The sequence below is a fragment of the Enterobacter sp. N5-15 genome, assembly GCF_057221635.1.
In genome coordinates, this window is the sequence record NZ_CM170150.1 from 1,041,663 (window position 1) to 1,057,492 (window position 15,830).

Here is a 15,830-nt window from a genome sequence, read left to right on the forward strand (position 1 = left end):
ATGAAAAGCGTCATTAACTGGTTTGAAATTCCGGTCGCGGATATGGATCGCGCCATCAAATTTTATGAGCCAGTGATGCAGCTCGCGCTGCGTCGCGAGAAAATGGACTGCGCGGAGCTGGCCGTTTTCCCGCATGAGGATCCGTATACCGGCGGGGCGCTGGCAAAATTTGACGGCGTTACACCGTCTTTGCAGGGCGCTATTATTTACCTGCATACTGACAATCTGGCGGCCACGCTCGATCGCATCGCCTCTGCCGGCGGCGAGTGCGTGTTTGGCCCGCTGGAACTGCCGCATGGCATTGGCACGATCGCATTGTTTACCGACAGCGAGGGTAACCGCGTCGGCCTCCATCAACCTGCCTGAGAGCGGAATACGATATGACCCGACGCGCTGACCGTTTGTTTCAGATTGTGCAGATCCTGCGGGGCAGGCGTCTGACAACGGCAGCGCATCTGGCGGACCGGCTTGGCGTATCCGAGCGCACGGTCTACCGCGATATCCGCGACCTGTCGCTTTCCGGCGTGCCGGTGGAAGGTGAGGCGGGGAGCGGATATCGGCTAATGTCGGGTTTTGACCTGCCGCCGCTGATGCTGACAAATAAGGAGTCAGAGGCGCTGATCGTCGCGATTCGCCTGCTCAAAACCTGGGGAGGGGAATCGCTGTCGCGCGAGCTGGAGTCGGCTCAGGAGAAGGTGCTGGCTATCCTGCCCGAGGAGAGTCGTCGGAAGGCGGAGCAGACGCGGATCTACGCCCCGGATTTTTGCATGCAAAGCCACTCCCGCAGCGATTTTGACAGGATCCATCAGGCGATTTCCGCCCAGCGCGTGCTGGCGCTGCATTACCGTGATGAAGCCGGGCAGCTCTCAAAGCGCGAGGTTCAGCCGCTGGGCTTGTTCTTCTGGGGGGAGCGCTGGCTGCTGGCGGCCTGGTGCGAACGGCGCGATGACTATCGCTGTTTCCGGCTCGACCGATGCCTCAATATTGTGCAGACGGAGAGGCGGTTTAGCGAGAGTGCGGACAGGTCTCTGGCAGATTTTTTGCGGAAGGTTAAGCAGTAAAAAGCCGGGCGGCGAGGTAAAAGCAAAACGGCAACGTGTGTTGCCGTTTTTAGTGTTTGTTCCCTCTCCCTGTGGGTGTACAGTCCGGGGACATGGTAGACAGGTGTTCGGGGACATGGTGAACACTTTTTATCATCCTTTACCCATGGTGATCGACTTTTTCTTCAGGTCGATCACCCCCACTTTCGTGCTGTACCACCACACCTCGTAGCTGCCGTCTTCCTGCATCTCCTTCAGCCCGACCCGTTCTCCCCTGAACGCCTTGCCTGCCTTCAGACTTACCCCTTTCACGCTCAGCTTTCCGCTGATATCCACCTTCCTGACCATCACGCCCTCGTCGTATTCCGGGGGCGTTGTGGTGCAGCTGTACTGCCGCGCTGACGGCTGATACCGCGAGCCCGGTACCGCCATATCCAGCGCCTCGTGCGGGCGTTCAAGGTTATAGACCGTCCGCCAGTGGTCGAAGGCGCGCTGCAGCTCACCGCTGTCTGCGAACCATTTTCCCTGCAGTACTTCCGCCTTCAGGCTGCGGTGAAAACGCTCCAGCTTGCCCTGCGTCTGCGGATGATAAGGCCGGGAGTGCCCCACCCGGATACCGTGGCGCATCAGCCACAGCTCCAGCGCCGTCCAGGTGCCGGTGGTGTCGCCCCACGGTGAGCCGTTGTCCATCGTCATCCGGTCCGGCAGGCCGTAACGCTCAAACACGCTGACCAGCTGCTGCTGCACGGTCTCGCGCCGTTCATCGGTACAGTGCGCCAGGCACAGGGAAAAACGGGAGTGGTCGTCCAGCAGGGTGAGCGGATGGCAGCGGCCGCCGCCAAAGGGAAAGTGGCCCTTAAAATCCATCTGCCAGAGGCGGTTCGGCGCGTCATGTTCGAACCGTCCCGTGGGGGGAATGCCCGGTGAAGCGCCCGGCAGCAGACCATGGCGGGCCATCAGGCTATGGACGGTGCTGAAGGCGGGCATGCGGTGCCCCTGGTCCTCGAGCCAGCGCTTTATCTTGCGTGCGCCCCAGCGCTCATGGCGGTCATGCGCCATGCGCAGCAGGGCTGTGATGTCGTCAGATGAGCGGTTCGGGGAATGGTGCGGTATGCGCGGGCGGTCCTGAAGGCCGGCGGCACCTTCCTGAGCCCAGCGGCGAAGCCACTTGTAGCCTGTGGCAGGTGAAATACCGTAGTGACGGCAGAGGGAACGAATGTTCGCCCCGTCCTGCGAGGCGAACAAAACAAACTCGGTACGTAATGACATGGTATCTCTCGCATCCCAGGGCATAAGCGACTCCATAAACGGGTTCTTATGCCTTAGTTGTAAGTGTCTACCATGTCCCCGAACAAGTGTTCACTATGTCCCCGGACCGTACAGTGGGAGAGGGTCAGGGTGAGGGCATCAGCCCGCACTGTCCCGCACTGATTAGAAGTTATAACCCACAACCAGGTAACCACCCCAGCCGGTAGAGCGGACGTTTTCGTTCATCCACACCAGTTTCGCGTCGTCGTTCCACTGGCCGCCGTTGTGCCAGTAACGTGCCACTACAGAGTAGTGCCAGTGATCGTAGTTCAGCGCCAGAATGTGGCTGGAAGCGATGGAATTGTTGGTACGCTGCTTGATGCCGTTTTCAGCGTAACCGCTCTTATCGCCCAGATCTGAACCCCAGTCGAAGTTGGTGAAGCCGATGTAGCTCAGGTTACCGCCCCACAGCTGAGTGATTGGCACAAAGTATTTCACTTTGAAACGATAGCCGTCCCACTCATTCTGGTTTTCAGCACCATAGTTCTGCCACTGGTATTTAGCATAGACGTTCATGGACAGGCTCATTGGCAGGCCAGTGTCGATGTCCGTACCCAGACCCATATACCAGGTGCTCTGACGACCGGACTCGTTGCGGCCCATGTCGTAGATATAGTTGTTCGCGAAGTACCACTCTTTGAACGGACCGAAGCTCAGGTCGGTACCGGTCAGCTTGTCGATGGAGAAGCGCGGCTCGATCTCCATGAACAGAGGAGAACCGTGGTTCCAGATACCTTTTGCCTGAGAGTTACCACCAAAGAAGACCGGGGCATCCATATAGCCATAGAAATCAAACCAGTCTTTCTTGGCGAATGCTTCGTACTCCAGGTAGGTATCGTTGCGGATCTGAGGTCCGAAACGGGTGTGGTAGCTGCCAACCACGTTAACGCTCTGGTGCCACCAGTCGGAGAGGTATTGTGGTTTATCGTTTTCCGCTGCGTTAACAGTGAAAGAGGAGGAGAGTGCCAGTACAGCGCCAGCTGCGAGTAATGTTTTTTTCATAATCATGCCACTGATTGAAATTCCCTTCCGGGAGTGAAAAATGCGCGATTTGCGTATCAAAATATTTCGTGTTTCTGCGGAGCCTATTATAGGAATCCTTGCTCACAAAAATATGTGTTGTTTCACATATCTCTCACATGCGTAATCGATTGCGTTCACGTTTGCGTACTTTAAACGGCCGGGATTGTAGCGGCAATCATTTATGTTGCCAATCCATACGAAATGTAAATGTTAGCGGAGTGACATTGCACTCCGCTAAAAGAGGGGTTACTGCGCGGCGGGCTGGATATCGTGAATGCGGATGAAACCTAACTGATCCGGAGTGAGTCCGTTAAGCTGCAGCGGAATGTCAACATCGCTTGGAGCCAGCACGCTGGCCGGTGCGGTGAACAGCTGACTGTTAACATTCACCTCCTGGTAGCTCTCAGTGGTGCCCTGGATCTGCCCCCATTCGACGGTGCCGCTGAAAGCTGGCAACGGATCGTTGGACTCGCCCTGAATGCGTAATGTTGCGCGAGTACCATTTGCATTCGCCGCCACGTTCACCAGTGACATTTTCAGCGTGCCAATCTGGCTATTGAGCCGCGCGGGCGTATTCGCTCCCGGCAGGAGATAAACCCCGCTGCTGGATTTGGCATTCAGCGCGTTTTGCTGGGTGATCTTCACCGTTTCTTTATTCAGTTTGTCCAGCGCCGTATTGAGCGTATTCACGCTCTGTTTCATCTGGCGGACTTCGGTTTGCTGTGCACAGGCGCTAAGGGTGAAGAGGCTCCCCACCAGCAAAATTTTCAGGTAACGTCTTGTCATTGCGTTTATTTCCTTGAAATAACGGATCGTCCTAATGGTAGCCATCATCATCGTGTCAGACATAGATCCTTTGTCTCAAAAAGCTCTTCCTTTGTTGTCAGGCCAGATCAGGGTAAAATGAAAATCAGTTAACCGGATAACAGGGATACCGTATGCATTGCCCATTCTGCTCCGCTGTGGATACCAAAGTCATCGACTCTCGTCTTGTGGGCGAAGGGTCATCCGTACGCCGTCGTCGGCAGTGTCTGGTGTGCAACGAGCGTTTCACGACCTTTGAGGTTGCAGAGCTGGTAATGCCGCGCGTGGTAAAAAGTAACGACGTGCGCGAGCCGTTTAACGAAGAGAAACTGCGCAGCGGGATGCTGAAGGCCCTCGAGAAACGTCCCGTCAGCGCGGACGACGTTGAGATGGCGTTAAACCACATAAAATCTTACCTTCGTGGTTTGGGCGAGCGTGAAGTGCCGAGCAAAATGATCGGCAACCTGGTGATGGAGCAGCTGAAAAAGCTCGATAAGGTCGCCTATATCCGCTTCGCCTCGGTCTACCGCAGCTTCGAAGACATCAAAGAGTTTGGCGAAGAGATCGCCCGCTTACAGGATTAAGCTCATGCAGGATGAGATTTACATGGCGAGAGCCATGAAGCTGGCGCAGCGCGGTCGTTTTACTACCCATCCCAACCCGAACGTCGGGTGCGTTATCGTTAAAGATGGCGAGATCGTGGGGGAGGGGTTTCACTATCGTGCCGGTGAGCCGCATGCCGAGGTTCATGCGCTGCGCATGGCCGGTGAGAAGGCGCGCGGTGCCACAGCCTACGTCACGCTGGAGCCCTGCAGCCATCACGGGCGCACGCCGCCGTGCTGCGAAGCGCTGATCGCGGCAGGCGTTTCACGCGTGGTCGCATCGATGCAGGACCCGAATCCGCAGGTGGCGGGACGCGGCCTGTATCGCCTGCAGCAGGAAGGCATTGACGTCAGCCATGGGCTGATGATGCAGGACGCGGAAGCGATCAACAAAGGCTTTCTGAAGCGCATGCGCACGGGGTTCCCGTATATTCAGCTCAAGCTGGGTGCCTCGCTGGACGGTCGTACGGCGATGGCAAACGGCGAAAGCCAGTGGGTAACCTCGCCGCAGGCAAGGCGCGATGTGCAACGTCTGCGCGCGCAAAGCCATGCTATCCTCACCAGCAGTGAAACCGTTCTGGCTGACGATCCGGCCATGACCGTGCGCTGGGACGAACTGAATGCCGATACCCAGGCGCTTTACCCGCAGGAGAACCTGCGTCAGCCGCTGCGTATTGTCATTGATAGCCACAACCGGGTGACGCCGGAGCACCGCATCGTCCAGCAGCCCGGTGAAACCTGGATTGCCCGCACTAAAGAAGATACGCGCGAATGGCCGGAAGGCGTGCGCAGCATTATGGTGCCGGAGCATAACGGTCATCTGGATCTGGTTGTGCTGATGATGCTGCTCGGCAAGCAGCAGGTGAACAGCCTCTGGGTCGAAGCCGGGCCAACGCTCGCCGGTGCGCTCTTACAGGCCGGACTGGTGGATGAACTGATTGTTTACGTTGCGCCTAAACTGTTAGGTCACGACGCGCGCGGCCTGTTTGTGCTGCCCGGCCTTGAAAAACTGGCCGACGCACCGCAACTCAAATTTAGCGAGATTCGTCCGGTAGGTCCGGATGTCTGCCTCCACTTAACGACAGCGTAATTGCTCCTGAAATAGGGAAGCAGTGCGCAAAGTATTATGATAAAATCCGCCCCCCTGCGGGGCCAAATGAACCCGTAAAGGAAGAGTATGAACATTATTGAAGCTGCTGTAGCTACCCCGGACGCTCGCGTCGCCATCACCATTGCGCGTTTCAACAACTTCATCAACGACAGCCTGCTGGAAGGTGCGATTGACGCCCTGAAACGCATCGGCCAGGTTAAAGATGACAACATTACCGTTGTTTGGGTTCCAGGCGCTTACGAACTGCCACTGGCGGCGGGCGCGCTGGCGAAAACCGGTAAATACGACGCGGTGATTGCGCTGGGTACCGTTATTCGTGGCGGCACTGCGCACTTCGAATACGTTGCGGGCGGTGCAAGCAACGGTCTGGCACACGTTGCGCAGGATGCTGAAATTCCTGTCGCGTTCGGCGTGCTGACCACCGAAAGTATTGAACAAGCCATCGAACGTGCTGGCACCAAAGCCGGTAACAAAGGTGCAGAAGCTGCACTGACCGCGCTTGAAATGATCAATGTATTGAAAGCCATCAAGGCCTGATTTTTTTGTAAGGGGAATTCCGTGAAACCTGCTGCTCGTCGCCGCGCCCGTGAATGTGCCGTCCAGGCACTTTACTCCTGGCAGTTGTCCCAGAACGACATCGCTGATGTTGAATACCAGTTCCTGTCAGAACAGGACGTGAAAGACGTTGACGTTCTGTACTTCCGTGAACTGCTGTCGGGAGTGGCGACTAATAGCGCGTATCTCGATGGTCTGATGAAGCCTTACCTGTCCCGTCTGCTCGAAGAGCTGGGCCAGGTAGAAAAAGCAGTGTTGCGTATCGCGCTGTTTGAGCTGTCTAAACGTGATGATGTGCCGTACAAAGTGGCCATCAACGAAGCGATCGAACTGGCGAAAACCTTCGGCGCTGAAGATAGCCACAAGTTTGTAAACGGCGTACTTGATAAAGCAGCACCTGCGATCCGTCCCCACAAAAAGTGATCCGCAAACCGGAGTCCTGCATTGCCTGACGGGCAGTGCGGCTCCGGTTTTTTCTTTTATTTGCTGAGGCATAACGTATGGCATGCGGCGAATTCTCCCTGATTGCCCGTTATTTCGACCGTGTCAGAACCTCTCGTCTTGATGTTGAAACCGGCATTGGCGATGACTGTGCACTTCTCAATATTCCCGAAAAACAGACGCTGGCAATCAGCACCGACACCCTGGTGTGCGGACGTCATTTCTTACCGGATATCGATCCTGCCGATCTGGCGTATAAAGCGCTGGCGGTTAACGTCAGCGATCTGGCGGCGATGGGCGCCGATCCCGCGTGGCTGACGCTGGCCCTGACTCTGCCAGAGGTGGATGAAGCCTGGCTGGAAGCTTTTAGCGACGCGCTGTTTGAACAGCTGAATTATTACGATATGCAGCTGATTGGCGGTGATACCACTGCCGGGCCGCTGTCGATGACGCTGGCGATCCACGGCTACGTGCCGCTTGGCCGCGCGCTGAAGCGCTCAGGCGCAAAACCCGGCGACTGGATCTACGTGACCGGTACGCCGGGCGACAGCGCGGCTGGGCTGGCGATCCTTCAGGACCGTTTAACGGTTGAAGATGCTGACGATGCGGCGTATCTGGTGAAACGCCACCTGAGGCCAACGCCGCGTATTTTGCACGGCCAGGCGCTGCGCGAGCGGGCAAGCTCGGCTATCGATCTCTCTGACGGTCTCATCTCCGATCTCGGCCATATCCTGAAGGCCAGCGGCGTGGGTGCGCGCGTTGACCTGGATCTCTTCCCGCTGTCTGAGCAGCTGCTTCGCCATGTTGAACCTGAGCAGGCCCTGCGTTGGGCGCTCTCCGGCGGTGAAGACTACGAACTGTGCTTCACGGTGCCTGAGCTCAACCGTGGAACGCTAGACGTGGCGTTAGCGCATCTCGGCGCGAAATTTACCTGCATCGGTCAGATTATGCCGGAGAGCGAAGGGCTGAAGTTTGTGAAAGACGGTGTGCCCGTTACGCTGGACTGGAAAGGGTACGATCACTTCGCGTGAGTTTGTGCGCTCTGTATTGCCGGGTGGCGGCTTCGCCTTACCCGGCCTACGTGGGTAGGGCTTACTTGAACCCCACTACCGGATGCTGCTGATACGGCGTCTCCAGCTCGGCAACCTGCTCCGGCGTCAGCGTGATATCTACCGCATTCAGCAGCTCATCCAGCTGTTCTTCCCGCGACGTTCCAATAATCGGCGACGCGACCCCGCGCTTGCCCAGCAGCCACGCCAGCGCTACCTGGGCGCGGGTGGCACCGGTATCGTCGGCAATTCCGGCTAAGCGTTCGGCAATCAACGCATCGCTGGCTTCTGTACCGGAATAAAGATTTTTTCCCACTTCATCCGATACCAGGCGAGCCGTGGTTTCCCCCCACGGGCGGGTCAGGCGGCCGCGCGCCAGCGGGCTCCACGGGATCACCGCCACACCCTCCTGATGGCACAGCGGCAGCATCTCGCGCTCTTCTTCACGATAGATCAGATTGTAGTGATCCTGCATGGTGACAAAGCGCGCCCAGCCGTGCTGCGCCTGGAGATCCAGCGCCTGGGCAAACTGCGACGCGTGCATAGACGACGCGCCGATGTAGCGTGCTTTACCGGCTTTGACCACGTCGTTCAGTGCTTCAAGCGTCTCCTCGACTGGCGTGTTGTAATCCCAGCGGTGAATCTGCAGCAGGTCGACGTAATCCATGTTCAGGCGTCTGAGGCTGTCATCAATGGAGCGCATGATCTGCGCGCGCGAAAGGCCCTCAGCCAGGTCGCCCACCGGATAGTAGACCTTGGTGGCGACGACGATGTCATCACGACGGGCAAAATCGCGCAGGGCGCGGCCGACAATCTCTTCGCTGCTGCCGTCGGAGTAGCTGTTGGCGGTGTCAAAGAAGTTAATGCCGCCCTCGATGGCGCGTTTGATGATTGGACGACTGCTCTCTTCCGGCAGCGTCCAGGCGTGATTACCCCGGTCGGGCTCGCCAAAGGTCATGCATCCCAGACAAAGTCGGGAAACCTTAAGGTCCGTTTTTCCTAATGTTGTGTATTGCACGGTTCCGCTCCTGCTGTTTAAACACCAGGTTTAAGCATAGCAGGAGCGGAAAGGGGGGAAGGGGTCAGTCCAGCCAGGCGCGGATTTTGGCTTCGATACCGGCGGCGTCCAGGCCAATAGCCGCACGGGCTTCATCCTGGGTACCCTGAGGAATGAAATGATCCGGCAGGCCGAGGTTCAGCACCGGCACGGCTTTACGATTTGCCATCAGTACCTCGTTCACGCCGCTGCCCGCGCCGCCCATGATGGCGTTTTCTTCCAGCGTGACCAGCACGTCATGCGTCTCAGCCATACTCAGGATCAGAGCGTCGTCGAGCGGCTTCACAAAGCGCATGTCCACCAGGGTGGCATTCAGCGCTTCAGCCGCTTTCGCCGCCTCTGGCATCAGCGTGCCGAAGTTGAGGATCGCCACTTTTTCACCGCGACGCTTCACCAGACCTTTACCGATCGGCAGTTTTTCCAGCGGCTGGAGCTCAACGCCTACCGCATTGCCGCGCGGGTAGCGAACGGCGCTTGGGCCATCCTGATAGTGGTAGCCGGTAAACAGCATCTGACGACATTCGTTCTCGTCGCTTGGCGTCATGACAACCATATCCGGAATACAGCGCAGGAACGACAGGTCAAACGCGCCCTGGTGCGTCTGGCCGTCGGCACCGACGATGCCTGCACGATCGATAGCAAACAGTACAGGCAGCTTCTGAATCGCCACGTCGTGGATCACCTGATCGTAGGCGCGCTGCAGGAAGGTGGAATAGATAGCGACAACCGGCTTGTAGCCGCCAATTGCCAGGCCCGCTGCAAACGTCACCGCATGCTGCTCGGCAATGGCAACGTCAAAATACTGGTCAGGGTATTTTCTGGAGAAATCCACCATGCCGGAGCCTTCACGCATGGCAGGTGTCACCGCCATCAGCTTGTTGTCTTTCGCTGCGGTTTCGCACAGCCAGTCGCCGAAGATTTTTGAATAGCTCGGCATGCCGCCGCTGCTTTTTGGCAGACAGCCGCTGGACGGGTCAAATTTCGGTACCGCGTGGAAGGTGATCGGATCTTTTTCCGCCGGTTCGTAGCCACGCCCTTTTTTGGTCATGATGTGCAGGAACTGCGGGCCTTTCAGGTCGCGCATGTTCTTGAGCGTGGTCACCAGACCCAGCACGTCATGGCCGTCAACCGGGCCAATATAGTTAAAGCCCAGCTCTTCAAACAGGGTGCCCGGCACGACCATGCCTTTGATGTGTTCTTCGGTACGCTTGAGCAGCTCTTTAATCGGCGGTACGCCGGAGAAGACTTTCTTGCCGCCTTCACGCAGTGAGGAGTAAAGCTTGCCGGAGAGCAGCTGGGCCAGATGGTTGTTCAGCGCGCCGACGTTCTCGGAGATCGACATTTCGTTATCGTTAAGGATAACCAGCATGTCCGGCTTGATATCGCCCGCGTGGTTCATGGCTTCGAAGGCCATCCCTGCGGTGATGGCACCGTCGCCAATCACGCAGACGGTGCGGCGCTGCTTGTTCTCTTTTTCGGCGGCAACGGCAATACCGATGCCCGCTGAAATGGAGGTAGAGGAGTGGCCGACGCTCAGCACGTCGTACTCGCTCTCACCGCGCCACGGGAACGGGTGCAGGCCGCCTTTCTGGCGAATGGTGCCAATTTTATCGCGACGTCCGGTCAGAATTTTGTGCGGATAAGCCTGGTGGCCCACGTCCCAGATGAGCTGATCGAACGGCGTGTTATAGACGTAATGCAGCGCCACGGTCAGCTCAACCGTGCCAAGCCCGGAGGCGAAATGGCCGCTGGAGCGGCTAACGCTGTCGAGCAGGTAGCGACGCAGCTCGTCGCACAGCTTCGGCAGGCTCTCTTTCGGCAGCAGACGTAACTCCTGGGTGGAGTCAACTAACGCCAGTGTCGGGTATTTGGCAATATCAAAACTCATCAAAGGCTCATCGAGATATATAGTTTATTTATCACGCTGGATTATATAGTCCGCTAGCGCTTCCAGTGCCGAGGTATCCAGCGATTGCGCGGCCAGTTCATTTAGCGACTGGCGGGCATCGTCAATCAGATCCCGGGCTTTACGTTGGGCTTGCTCAAGGCCCAGCAGGGCGGGGTAGGTACTTTTGCCAAGCTGCTGGTCCGCACCCTGACGTTTACCCAATGTTGCAGTATCGCCCACCACATCCAGAATGTCATCCTGAACCTGGAACGCAAGACCGATACTTTCTGCGTATCTGTCCAGAATCGGCAGGGCTTTGCGCCCTTGTTCACCCGCGCTCAGCGCGCCCAGGCGAACCGCTGAACGAATCAACGCCCCGGTTTTATGGCGGTGAATACGCTCCAGCTGTTCCAGATTAACCTGACGTCCTTCCGCTTCAAGATCCAGCGCCTGTCCGCCGCACATGCCGGCCACGCCGCTGGCCATGGCCAGCTCGGAGATCATCGCCAGGCGGTCGCGGTCGGCCACCTCCGCCATCGGCGCGTCGCTCAGAATCGAGAACGCCAGCGTTTGCAGGGCATCACCCGCCAGAATGGCATTCGCCTCGCCAAACTTGATATGGCAGGTGGGTTGACCCCGACGCAAATCGTCGTCGTCCATGGCAGGGAGATCGTCGTGGATCAGCGAGTAGGCATGGATGCACTCCACGGCGGCTGCCGGGGCGTCCAGCGTGTTATCGCTGATACCAAACATATTGCCCGTGGCGTACACCAGGAACGGGCGCAGGCGCTTTCCACCCAAGAGTGCGCCATAGTGCATGGCTTCAACCAGTGGAGTGTTCTGAAAAGGTTGTGGCGCAATAAAACGGCGCAGGGCGTCGTTGGCGCGTACGACACGCGCCTGAAGCTCGTTGGAAAAATCCATTTACTCGGCGTCCGGTGTAAAAGGCGTGGTTTTCGCGTCTTCGCTGTCGGAAAGCAGGATCTGCACGCGCTGCTCGGCCTGCTGCAGTTTGACCTGCCCCTGGCGCGCCAGCTGCACGCCACGCTCGAATTCGTTGAGCGCCTCTTCCAGCGGGAGATCGCCGCTCTCAAGACGGGTAACGATTTGCTCCAGTTCATTCAGCGCAGTTTCGAAACTGGCCGGTGCGTCGTTCTTCTTCGGCATAGTGAATTGACTCTTATATTCTCAGCCCCGACATGGTAACGGACTCAGGGCAATTATCAAATAACGCGCAATGTGCACAGGAGCGGCGCGATGGTGGTATACTTGCGCGCCTGGATGCAGCCACGGGTGTGGGCTGCTGTACTCTTTCCATTACAAGCCTTAATACGCTTGCCTAAGAAACATTGCCGCCATGAAGTTTATCATTAAATTGTTCCCTGAAATCACCATCAAAAGCCAATCTGTGCGTTTGCGCTTTATTAAAATTCTCACCGGGAACATTCGTAACGTATTAAAGCACTACGACGAAACCCTCGCCGTGGTGCGCCACTGGGACCACGTTGAGGTCCGTGCGAAAGACGAAAACAAACGTCAGGATATTCGCGACGCGCTGACCCGTATACCGGGGATCCACCATATCCTGGAAGTGGAAGATGTTCCGTTCAGCGATATGCACGACATCTTCGAGAAAGCGCTGGTCCAGTACCGCGATCAGATCGAAGGCAAAACCTTCTGCGTGCGCGTGAAGCGTCGCGGCAAGCACGAGTTCAGCTCCATTGAAGTGGAACGTTACGTTGGAGGCGGTTTGAACCAGCACGTTGAAACGGCGCGCGTACGTCTGACCAACCCTGACGTGACCGTCAATCTGGAGATCGAAAACGATCGCCTGCTGCTGGTGAAAGGTCGCTATGAAGGTATCGGCGGCTTCCCTATTGGCACCCAGGAAGACGTATTGTCCCTGATCTCCGGAGGCTTCGACTCCGGCGTCTCCAGCTATATGCTGATGCGCCGCGGCTGCCGTGTGCACTACTGCTTCTTCAACCTGGGCGGCGCGGCGCATGAAATCGGCGTTCGTCAGGTCGCGCATTACCTGTGGAACCGCTTCGGCAGCTCCCACCGCGTGCGTTTTGTGGCGATCAACTTCGAACCTGTGGTCGGCGAAATCCTTGAGAAAGTAGACGACGGCCAGATGGGCGTGGTGCTGAAGCGCATGATGGTGCGCGCGGCGTCCAAAGTGGCGGAACGCTACGGCGTGCAGGCGCTGGTCACCGGCGAAGCGCTGGGCCAGGTCTCCAGCCAGACGCTGACCAACCTGCGTCTGATCGACAACGTGTCTGATACGCTGATCCTGCGTCCGCTGATCTCCCACGACAAAGAGCACATCATCGATCTGGCGCGTGAAATCGGCACCGAAGATTTTGCCCGCACCATGCCGGAATACTGCGGCGTGATCTCAAAAAGCCCAACGGTGAAAGCGGTGAAGGCGAAGATCGAAGCGGAAGAAGAGAACTTCGATTTTGCCATTCTGGACAAAGTGGTGGAGGAAGCCTCCAACATTGATATCCGTGAGATTGCCCAGCAGACCGAGCAGAAAGTCGTTGAAGTTGAAACCGTCAGCGGTTTTGGTGCCAGCGATGTGATTGTGGATATTCGTTCGATTGATGAGCAGGATGCCAGCCCGCTGAACGTCGAAGGCGTTGAGGTGGTTTCTCTGCCGTTCTACAAGCTGAGCACGAAATTTGGCGATCTCGACAAGAGCAAAACCTATCTGCTGTGGTGCGAGCGCGGGGTGATGAGCCGCCTGCAGGCGCTGTATCTGCGCGAGCAGGGCTTTGCGAATGTTAAGGTGTATCGCCCGTAGTTTCTAGCCGGGGAGTGCGGCCTGATGCCCTCACCCCGGCCCTCTCCCACAGGGAGAGGGAGAACACCTATTCGTAATAATTATAAATCCCCGCCGGCATCACCAGCGACGATGCCACTTCGTACGCCTTCTCGCGCCCGACCAGCAGGTCAATAATCTTTAAGCCAAAATCGATCGCGGTGCCGGGCCCCTGGCTGGTCAGCAGGTTGACGCGCGGGTCCCAGACGACGCGTTTATCCACCCAATGCTCTTCCGGGATCGTATCCTTAAGCCCCGGGAAGCCGGTCATGTTGCCGATGGGGAAGATATCGTGCGGAATCAGAACCGTTCCGGCGGCGGCACAGATTGCCGCGACGATGCGGCCGGATAAATGAAACTGACGCACGGTCTCGACCAGCAGCGGGCTGTCGCGAAAACATTCCGCGCCTTTCAAGCCGCCGGGCAGCACGATGATGTCGTAATCTCCATCAGCCACCTGAACAAGGGGGGCATCCGCGAGGATTTTCACCCCGCGCGAGCAGGTGATTGCCAGACTGCCGTCGCTGGCGACGCTGGCGGTGGTAACCTTAATGCCGCCGCGCACCATCAAATCAATGGTGGTGACCGCTTCCATCTCTTCGCTACCAGGGGCGAGGCAGATCAGGGCTGACGCGCTCATATTCACTCTCCTTACGTTTAACCAGGTCATACAGACGGGCGTTTTCCGGCACGGCGATGCCGTGCGCGCGGGCGCGTTTTAGCAGATAGCCAGTGATGTAGTCGATCTCCGTGTGGCGTAATGCCCGAACATCCTGCAGCATCGAGGAGATGTTTTCTGCCGTGCTCTCAATGACCTGCTCGACGTAGCAGTGCAAATCGTCTGCCGAGGTATGCAGGCCTTCCCGCTCAACGACCGCCGCGACTTCCGCGCACAAAATCGCAACGTCCTGCGGATGATTTTTCAGCTCCCCGTTCGGGCAGTCCCACAGCGCCGTCAGCGGATTGATCACGCAGTTCACCGCAAGCTTACGCCACAGTTGAGGGCGAATGTTGTTGTGCCAGGCCACGTCCGGCAGCACCTTTTGAAGCACATCGGCCAGATAGCTATAGTCGCCATCCTGCGTTCTGGCCGGGCCGATATGCGTTACGCCGCTGGCGACATGCACGATGATGTTGCCGTCGCGACGTGCAGCGTGCGTGGTTGTCGCCATCAGCAGGGGCTGCGGGACGCTTTTCAGCTCATCAAGGGTCCCCATGCCGTTATGCAGCAGCAGTATGGGCGAAGTGGGGGGGAGCTGCGCGGCCAGCGTTTTTACCGCGTCTGAGACCTGCCACGCTTTGAGCGTCACCAGTAAAAGGTCGCTTTGCGCCAGGAAGTCAGGATCGTTCGCGGTGAGGGATTCGTTAAAGATGCTTCCGTCTTCACCAATCAGGTTTACACTGCAATAGGGCTGGGGCACGCGCAGCCAGCCCTGAACCTCATGTCCGTGCTTGCACAGCGCGGTCAGCCACAGCTGACCAAGCGCTCCGCATCCGAGCACCGTAATTTTCATTGTTCCTCCTCACCTGCAACTGCGCCAGGTGTTACAGCTTAATTATACAGCTAAGCTTCTGTTGAGTTATGCCTCGTAGCGGGTATTATGCAACGCAACAAAAGTGAAGGGAGAAGAAAAGATGCCATCTTTCGATATTGTTTCCGAAGTTGATATCCAGGAAGTTCGCAACGGCGTTGAGAACGCAACCCGCGAAGTTGAGTCACGTTTCGATTTTCGTGGCGTTGAGGCGTCGTTTGAGCTGAACGACGCAAATAAGACCATTAAGGTGCTGAGCGAGTCTGATTTCCAGGTGAATCAGCTGCTCGACATTCTGCGCGCCAAGCTGTTAAAGCGCGGCATTGAAGGGACGTCTCTGGACGTGCCGGAAGAGTTTGTGCACAGCGGTAAGAACTGGTTTGTTGAAGCCAAGCTTAAGCAGGGCATTGAGAGCGCGGTGCAGAAGAAGATCGTTAAGCTCATTAAAGACAGCAAGCTGAAGGTGCAGGCGCAGATCCAGGGCGAAGAGATTCGCGTGACGGGTAAATCCCGTGACGACCTGCAGGGCGTGATGGCGCTGATCCGCGGCGGCGATCTGGGACAGCCGTTCCAGTTTAAAAACTTCCGCGATTAAT

17 protein-coding genes and 1 pseudogene are annotated in these 15,830 nt (G+C 57.3%); 9 read left to right on the forward strand and 9 right to left on the reverse strand.

The features are described from left to right. A complete protein-coding gene (locus AC2TE5_RS04815) occupies nt 1-366 on the forward strand; it encodes a VOC family protein (protein ID WP_033144761.1) in 366 nt (121 codons plus the stop codon). A gap of 14 nt (nt 367-380) precedes the next feature. Then, nucleotides 381-1,061 (forward strand): helix-turn-helix transcriptional regulator, encoded by a 681-nt coding sequence (locus AC2TE5_RS04820; RefSeq protein ID WP_039263922.1) that lies wholly within the window; start codon nt 381-383, stop codon nt 1,059-1,061. Between the two features lie 49 nt (nt 1,062-1,110). Here the strand turns inward: AC2TE5_RS04820 and AC2TE5_RS04825 are convergent. The 3 genes and pseudogenes from AC2TE5_RS04825 to AC2TE5_RS04835 all read right to left on the reverse strand — a co-directional run bounded on the left by AC2TE5_RS04825 (nt 1,111) and on the right by AC2TE5_RS04835 (nt 4,157). After that, nucleotides 1,111-2,333: pseudogene (locus AC2TE5_RS04825) on the reverse strand (IS481 family transposase). A gap of 138 nt (nt 2,334-2,471) precedes the next feature. Continuing rightward, a complete protein-coding gene (locus AC2TE5_RS04830) occupies nt 2,472-3,350 on the reverse strand; it encodes a nucleoside-specific channel-forming protein Tsx (RefSeq protein ID WP_121425666.1) in 879 nt (292 codons plus the stop codon). 267 nt (nt 3,351-3,617) lie between these two features. Continuing rightward, nucleotides 3,618-4,157, reverse strand: coding sequence for a SadB/YajI family lipoprotein (locus tag AC2TE5_RS04835; RefSeq protein ID WP_484612756.1), 540 nt, complete (start codon nt 4,155-4,157; stop codon nt 3,618-3,620). Between the two features lie 152 nt (nt 4,158-4,309). Here AC2TE5_RS04835 and nrdR point away from each other — a divergent pair, with 152 nt between their 5' ends. The 5 genes from nrdR to thiL all read left to right on the forward strand — a co-directional run bounded on the left by nrdR (nt 4,310) and on the right by thiL (nt 7,915). Continuing rightward, on the forward strand, nt 4,310-4,759 hold the full coding sequence (nrdR, locus tag AC2TE5_RS04840) for a transcriptional regulator NrdR (protein ID WP_008503337.1): 450 nt from the start codon (nt 4,310-4,312) through the stop codon (nt 4,757-4,759). A gap of 4 nt (nt 4,760-4,763) precedes the next feature. After that, on the forward strand, nt 4,764-5,867 hold the full coding sequence (ribD, locus tag AC2TE5_RS04845; RefSeq protein WP_484612757.1) for a bifunctional diaminohydroxyphosphoribosylaminopyrimidine deaminase/5-amino-6-(5-phosphoribosylamino)uracil reductase RibD: 1,104 nt from the start codon (nt 4,764-4,766) through the stop codon (nt 5,865-5,867). A gap of 87 nt (nt 5,868-5,954) precedes the next feature. Beyond that, entirely contained in the window at nt 5,955-6,425 is a 471-nt protein-coding gene (gene ribH, locus AC2TE5_RS04850; protein WP_006176874.1) for a 6,7-dimethyl-8-ribityllumazine synthase, read from the forward strand. A 21-nt stretch (nt 6,426-6,446) separates the two neighbouring features. Continuing rightward, nucleotides 6,447-6,866 carry a transcription antitermination factor NusB gene (nusB, locus tag AC2TE5_RS04855; RefSeq protein WP_006809908.1) on the forward strand — a complete coding sequence of 140 codons (420 nt, stop codon included), beginning with the start codon at nt 6,447-6,449 and terminating at the stop codon, nt 6,864-6,866. A gap of 77 nt (nt 6,867-6,943) precedes the next feature. Then, complete coding sequence (gene thiL / locus AC2TE5_RS04860; protein WP_213328826.1) at nt 6,944-7,915, forward strand: thiamine-phosphate kinase; 972 nt, start codon at nt 6,944-6,946, stop codon at nt 7,913-7,915. 61 nt (nt 7,916-7,976) lie between these two features. Here the strand turns inward: thiL and AC2TE5_RS04865 are convergent, their stop codons facing one another. The 4 genes from AC2TE5_RS04865 to xseB all read right to left on the reverse strand — a co-directional run bounded on the left by AC2TE5_RS04865 (nt 7,977) and on the right by xseB (nt 12,045). Next, nucleotides 7,977-8,951, reverse strand: a complete 975-nt coding sequence (locus tag AC2TE5_RS04865; protein WP_213328825.1) for an aldo/keto reductase — start codon at nt 8,949-8,951, stop codon at nt 7,977-7,979. A 64-nt stretch (nt 8,952-9,015) separates the two neighbouring features. After that, complete coding sequence (gene dxs / locus AC2TE5_RS04870) at nt 9,016-10,878, reverse strand: 1-deoxy-D-xylulose-5-phosphate synthase (protein WP_213328824.1); 1,863 nt, start codon at nt 10,876-10,878, stop codon at nt 9,016-9,018. A gap of 24 nt (nt 10,879-10,902) precedes the next feature. Further along, entirely contained in the window at nt 10,903-11,802 is a 900-nt protein-coding gene (ispA, locus tag AC2TE5_RS04875) for a (2E,6E)-farnesyl diphosphate synthase (RefSeq protein WP_048978946.1), read from the reverse strand. Further along, nucleotides 11,803-12,045: an exodeoxyribonuclease VII small subunit gene (gene xseB, locus AC2TE5_RS04880; RefSeq protein ID WP_045328337.1), complete on the reverse strand. Its 243-nt coding sequence runs from the start codon at nt 12,043-12,045 to the stop codon at nt 11,803-11,805. A gap of 190 nt (nt 12,046-12,235) precedes the next feature. Here xseB and thiI point away from each other — a divergent pair, with 190 nt between their 5' ends. Next, nucleotides 12,236-13,684 carry a tRNA uracil 4-sulfurtransferase ThiI gene (gene thiI / locus AC2TE5_RS04885; protein ID WP_484612758.1) on the forward strand — a complete coding sequence of 483 codons (1,449 nt, stop codon included), beginning with the start codon at nt 12,236-12,238 and terminating at the stop codon, nt 13,682-13,684. 67 nt (nt 13,685-13,751) lie between these two features. On the opposite strand, the gene yajL is transcribed toward thiI, so the two are convergent. Together yajL and panE are read right to left on the reverse strand one after the other, a co-directional pair. Next, entirely contained in the window at nt 13,752-14,342 is a 591-nt protein-coding gene (gene yajL, locus AC2TE5_RS04890) for a protein deglycase YajL (protein WP_116341621.1), read from the reverse strand. Next, nucleotides 14,305-15,216 carry a 2-dehydropantoate 2-reductase gene (panE, locus tag AC2TE5_RS04895; RefSeq protein ID WP_213328823.1) on the reverse strand — a complete coding sequence of 304 codons (912 nt, stop codon included), beginning with the start codon at nt 15,214-15,216 and terminating at the stop codon, nt 14,305-14,307. The genes yajL and panE overlap by 38 nt, the downstream gene beginning before the upstream one ends. Nucleotides 15,217-15,337: 121 nt before the next feature. On the opposite strand from panE, the gene AC2TE5_RS04900 reads away from it, so the two are divergent. Next, nucleotides 15,338-15,829 (forward strand): YajQ family cyclic di-GMP-binding protein, encoded by a 492-nt coding sequence (locus tag AC2TE5_RS04900; protein WP_063144776.1) that lies wholly within the window; start codon nt 15,338-15,340, stop codon nt 15,827-15,829. The last annotated feature ends 1 nt before the right edge of the window (nt 15,830 follow it).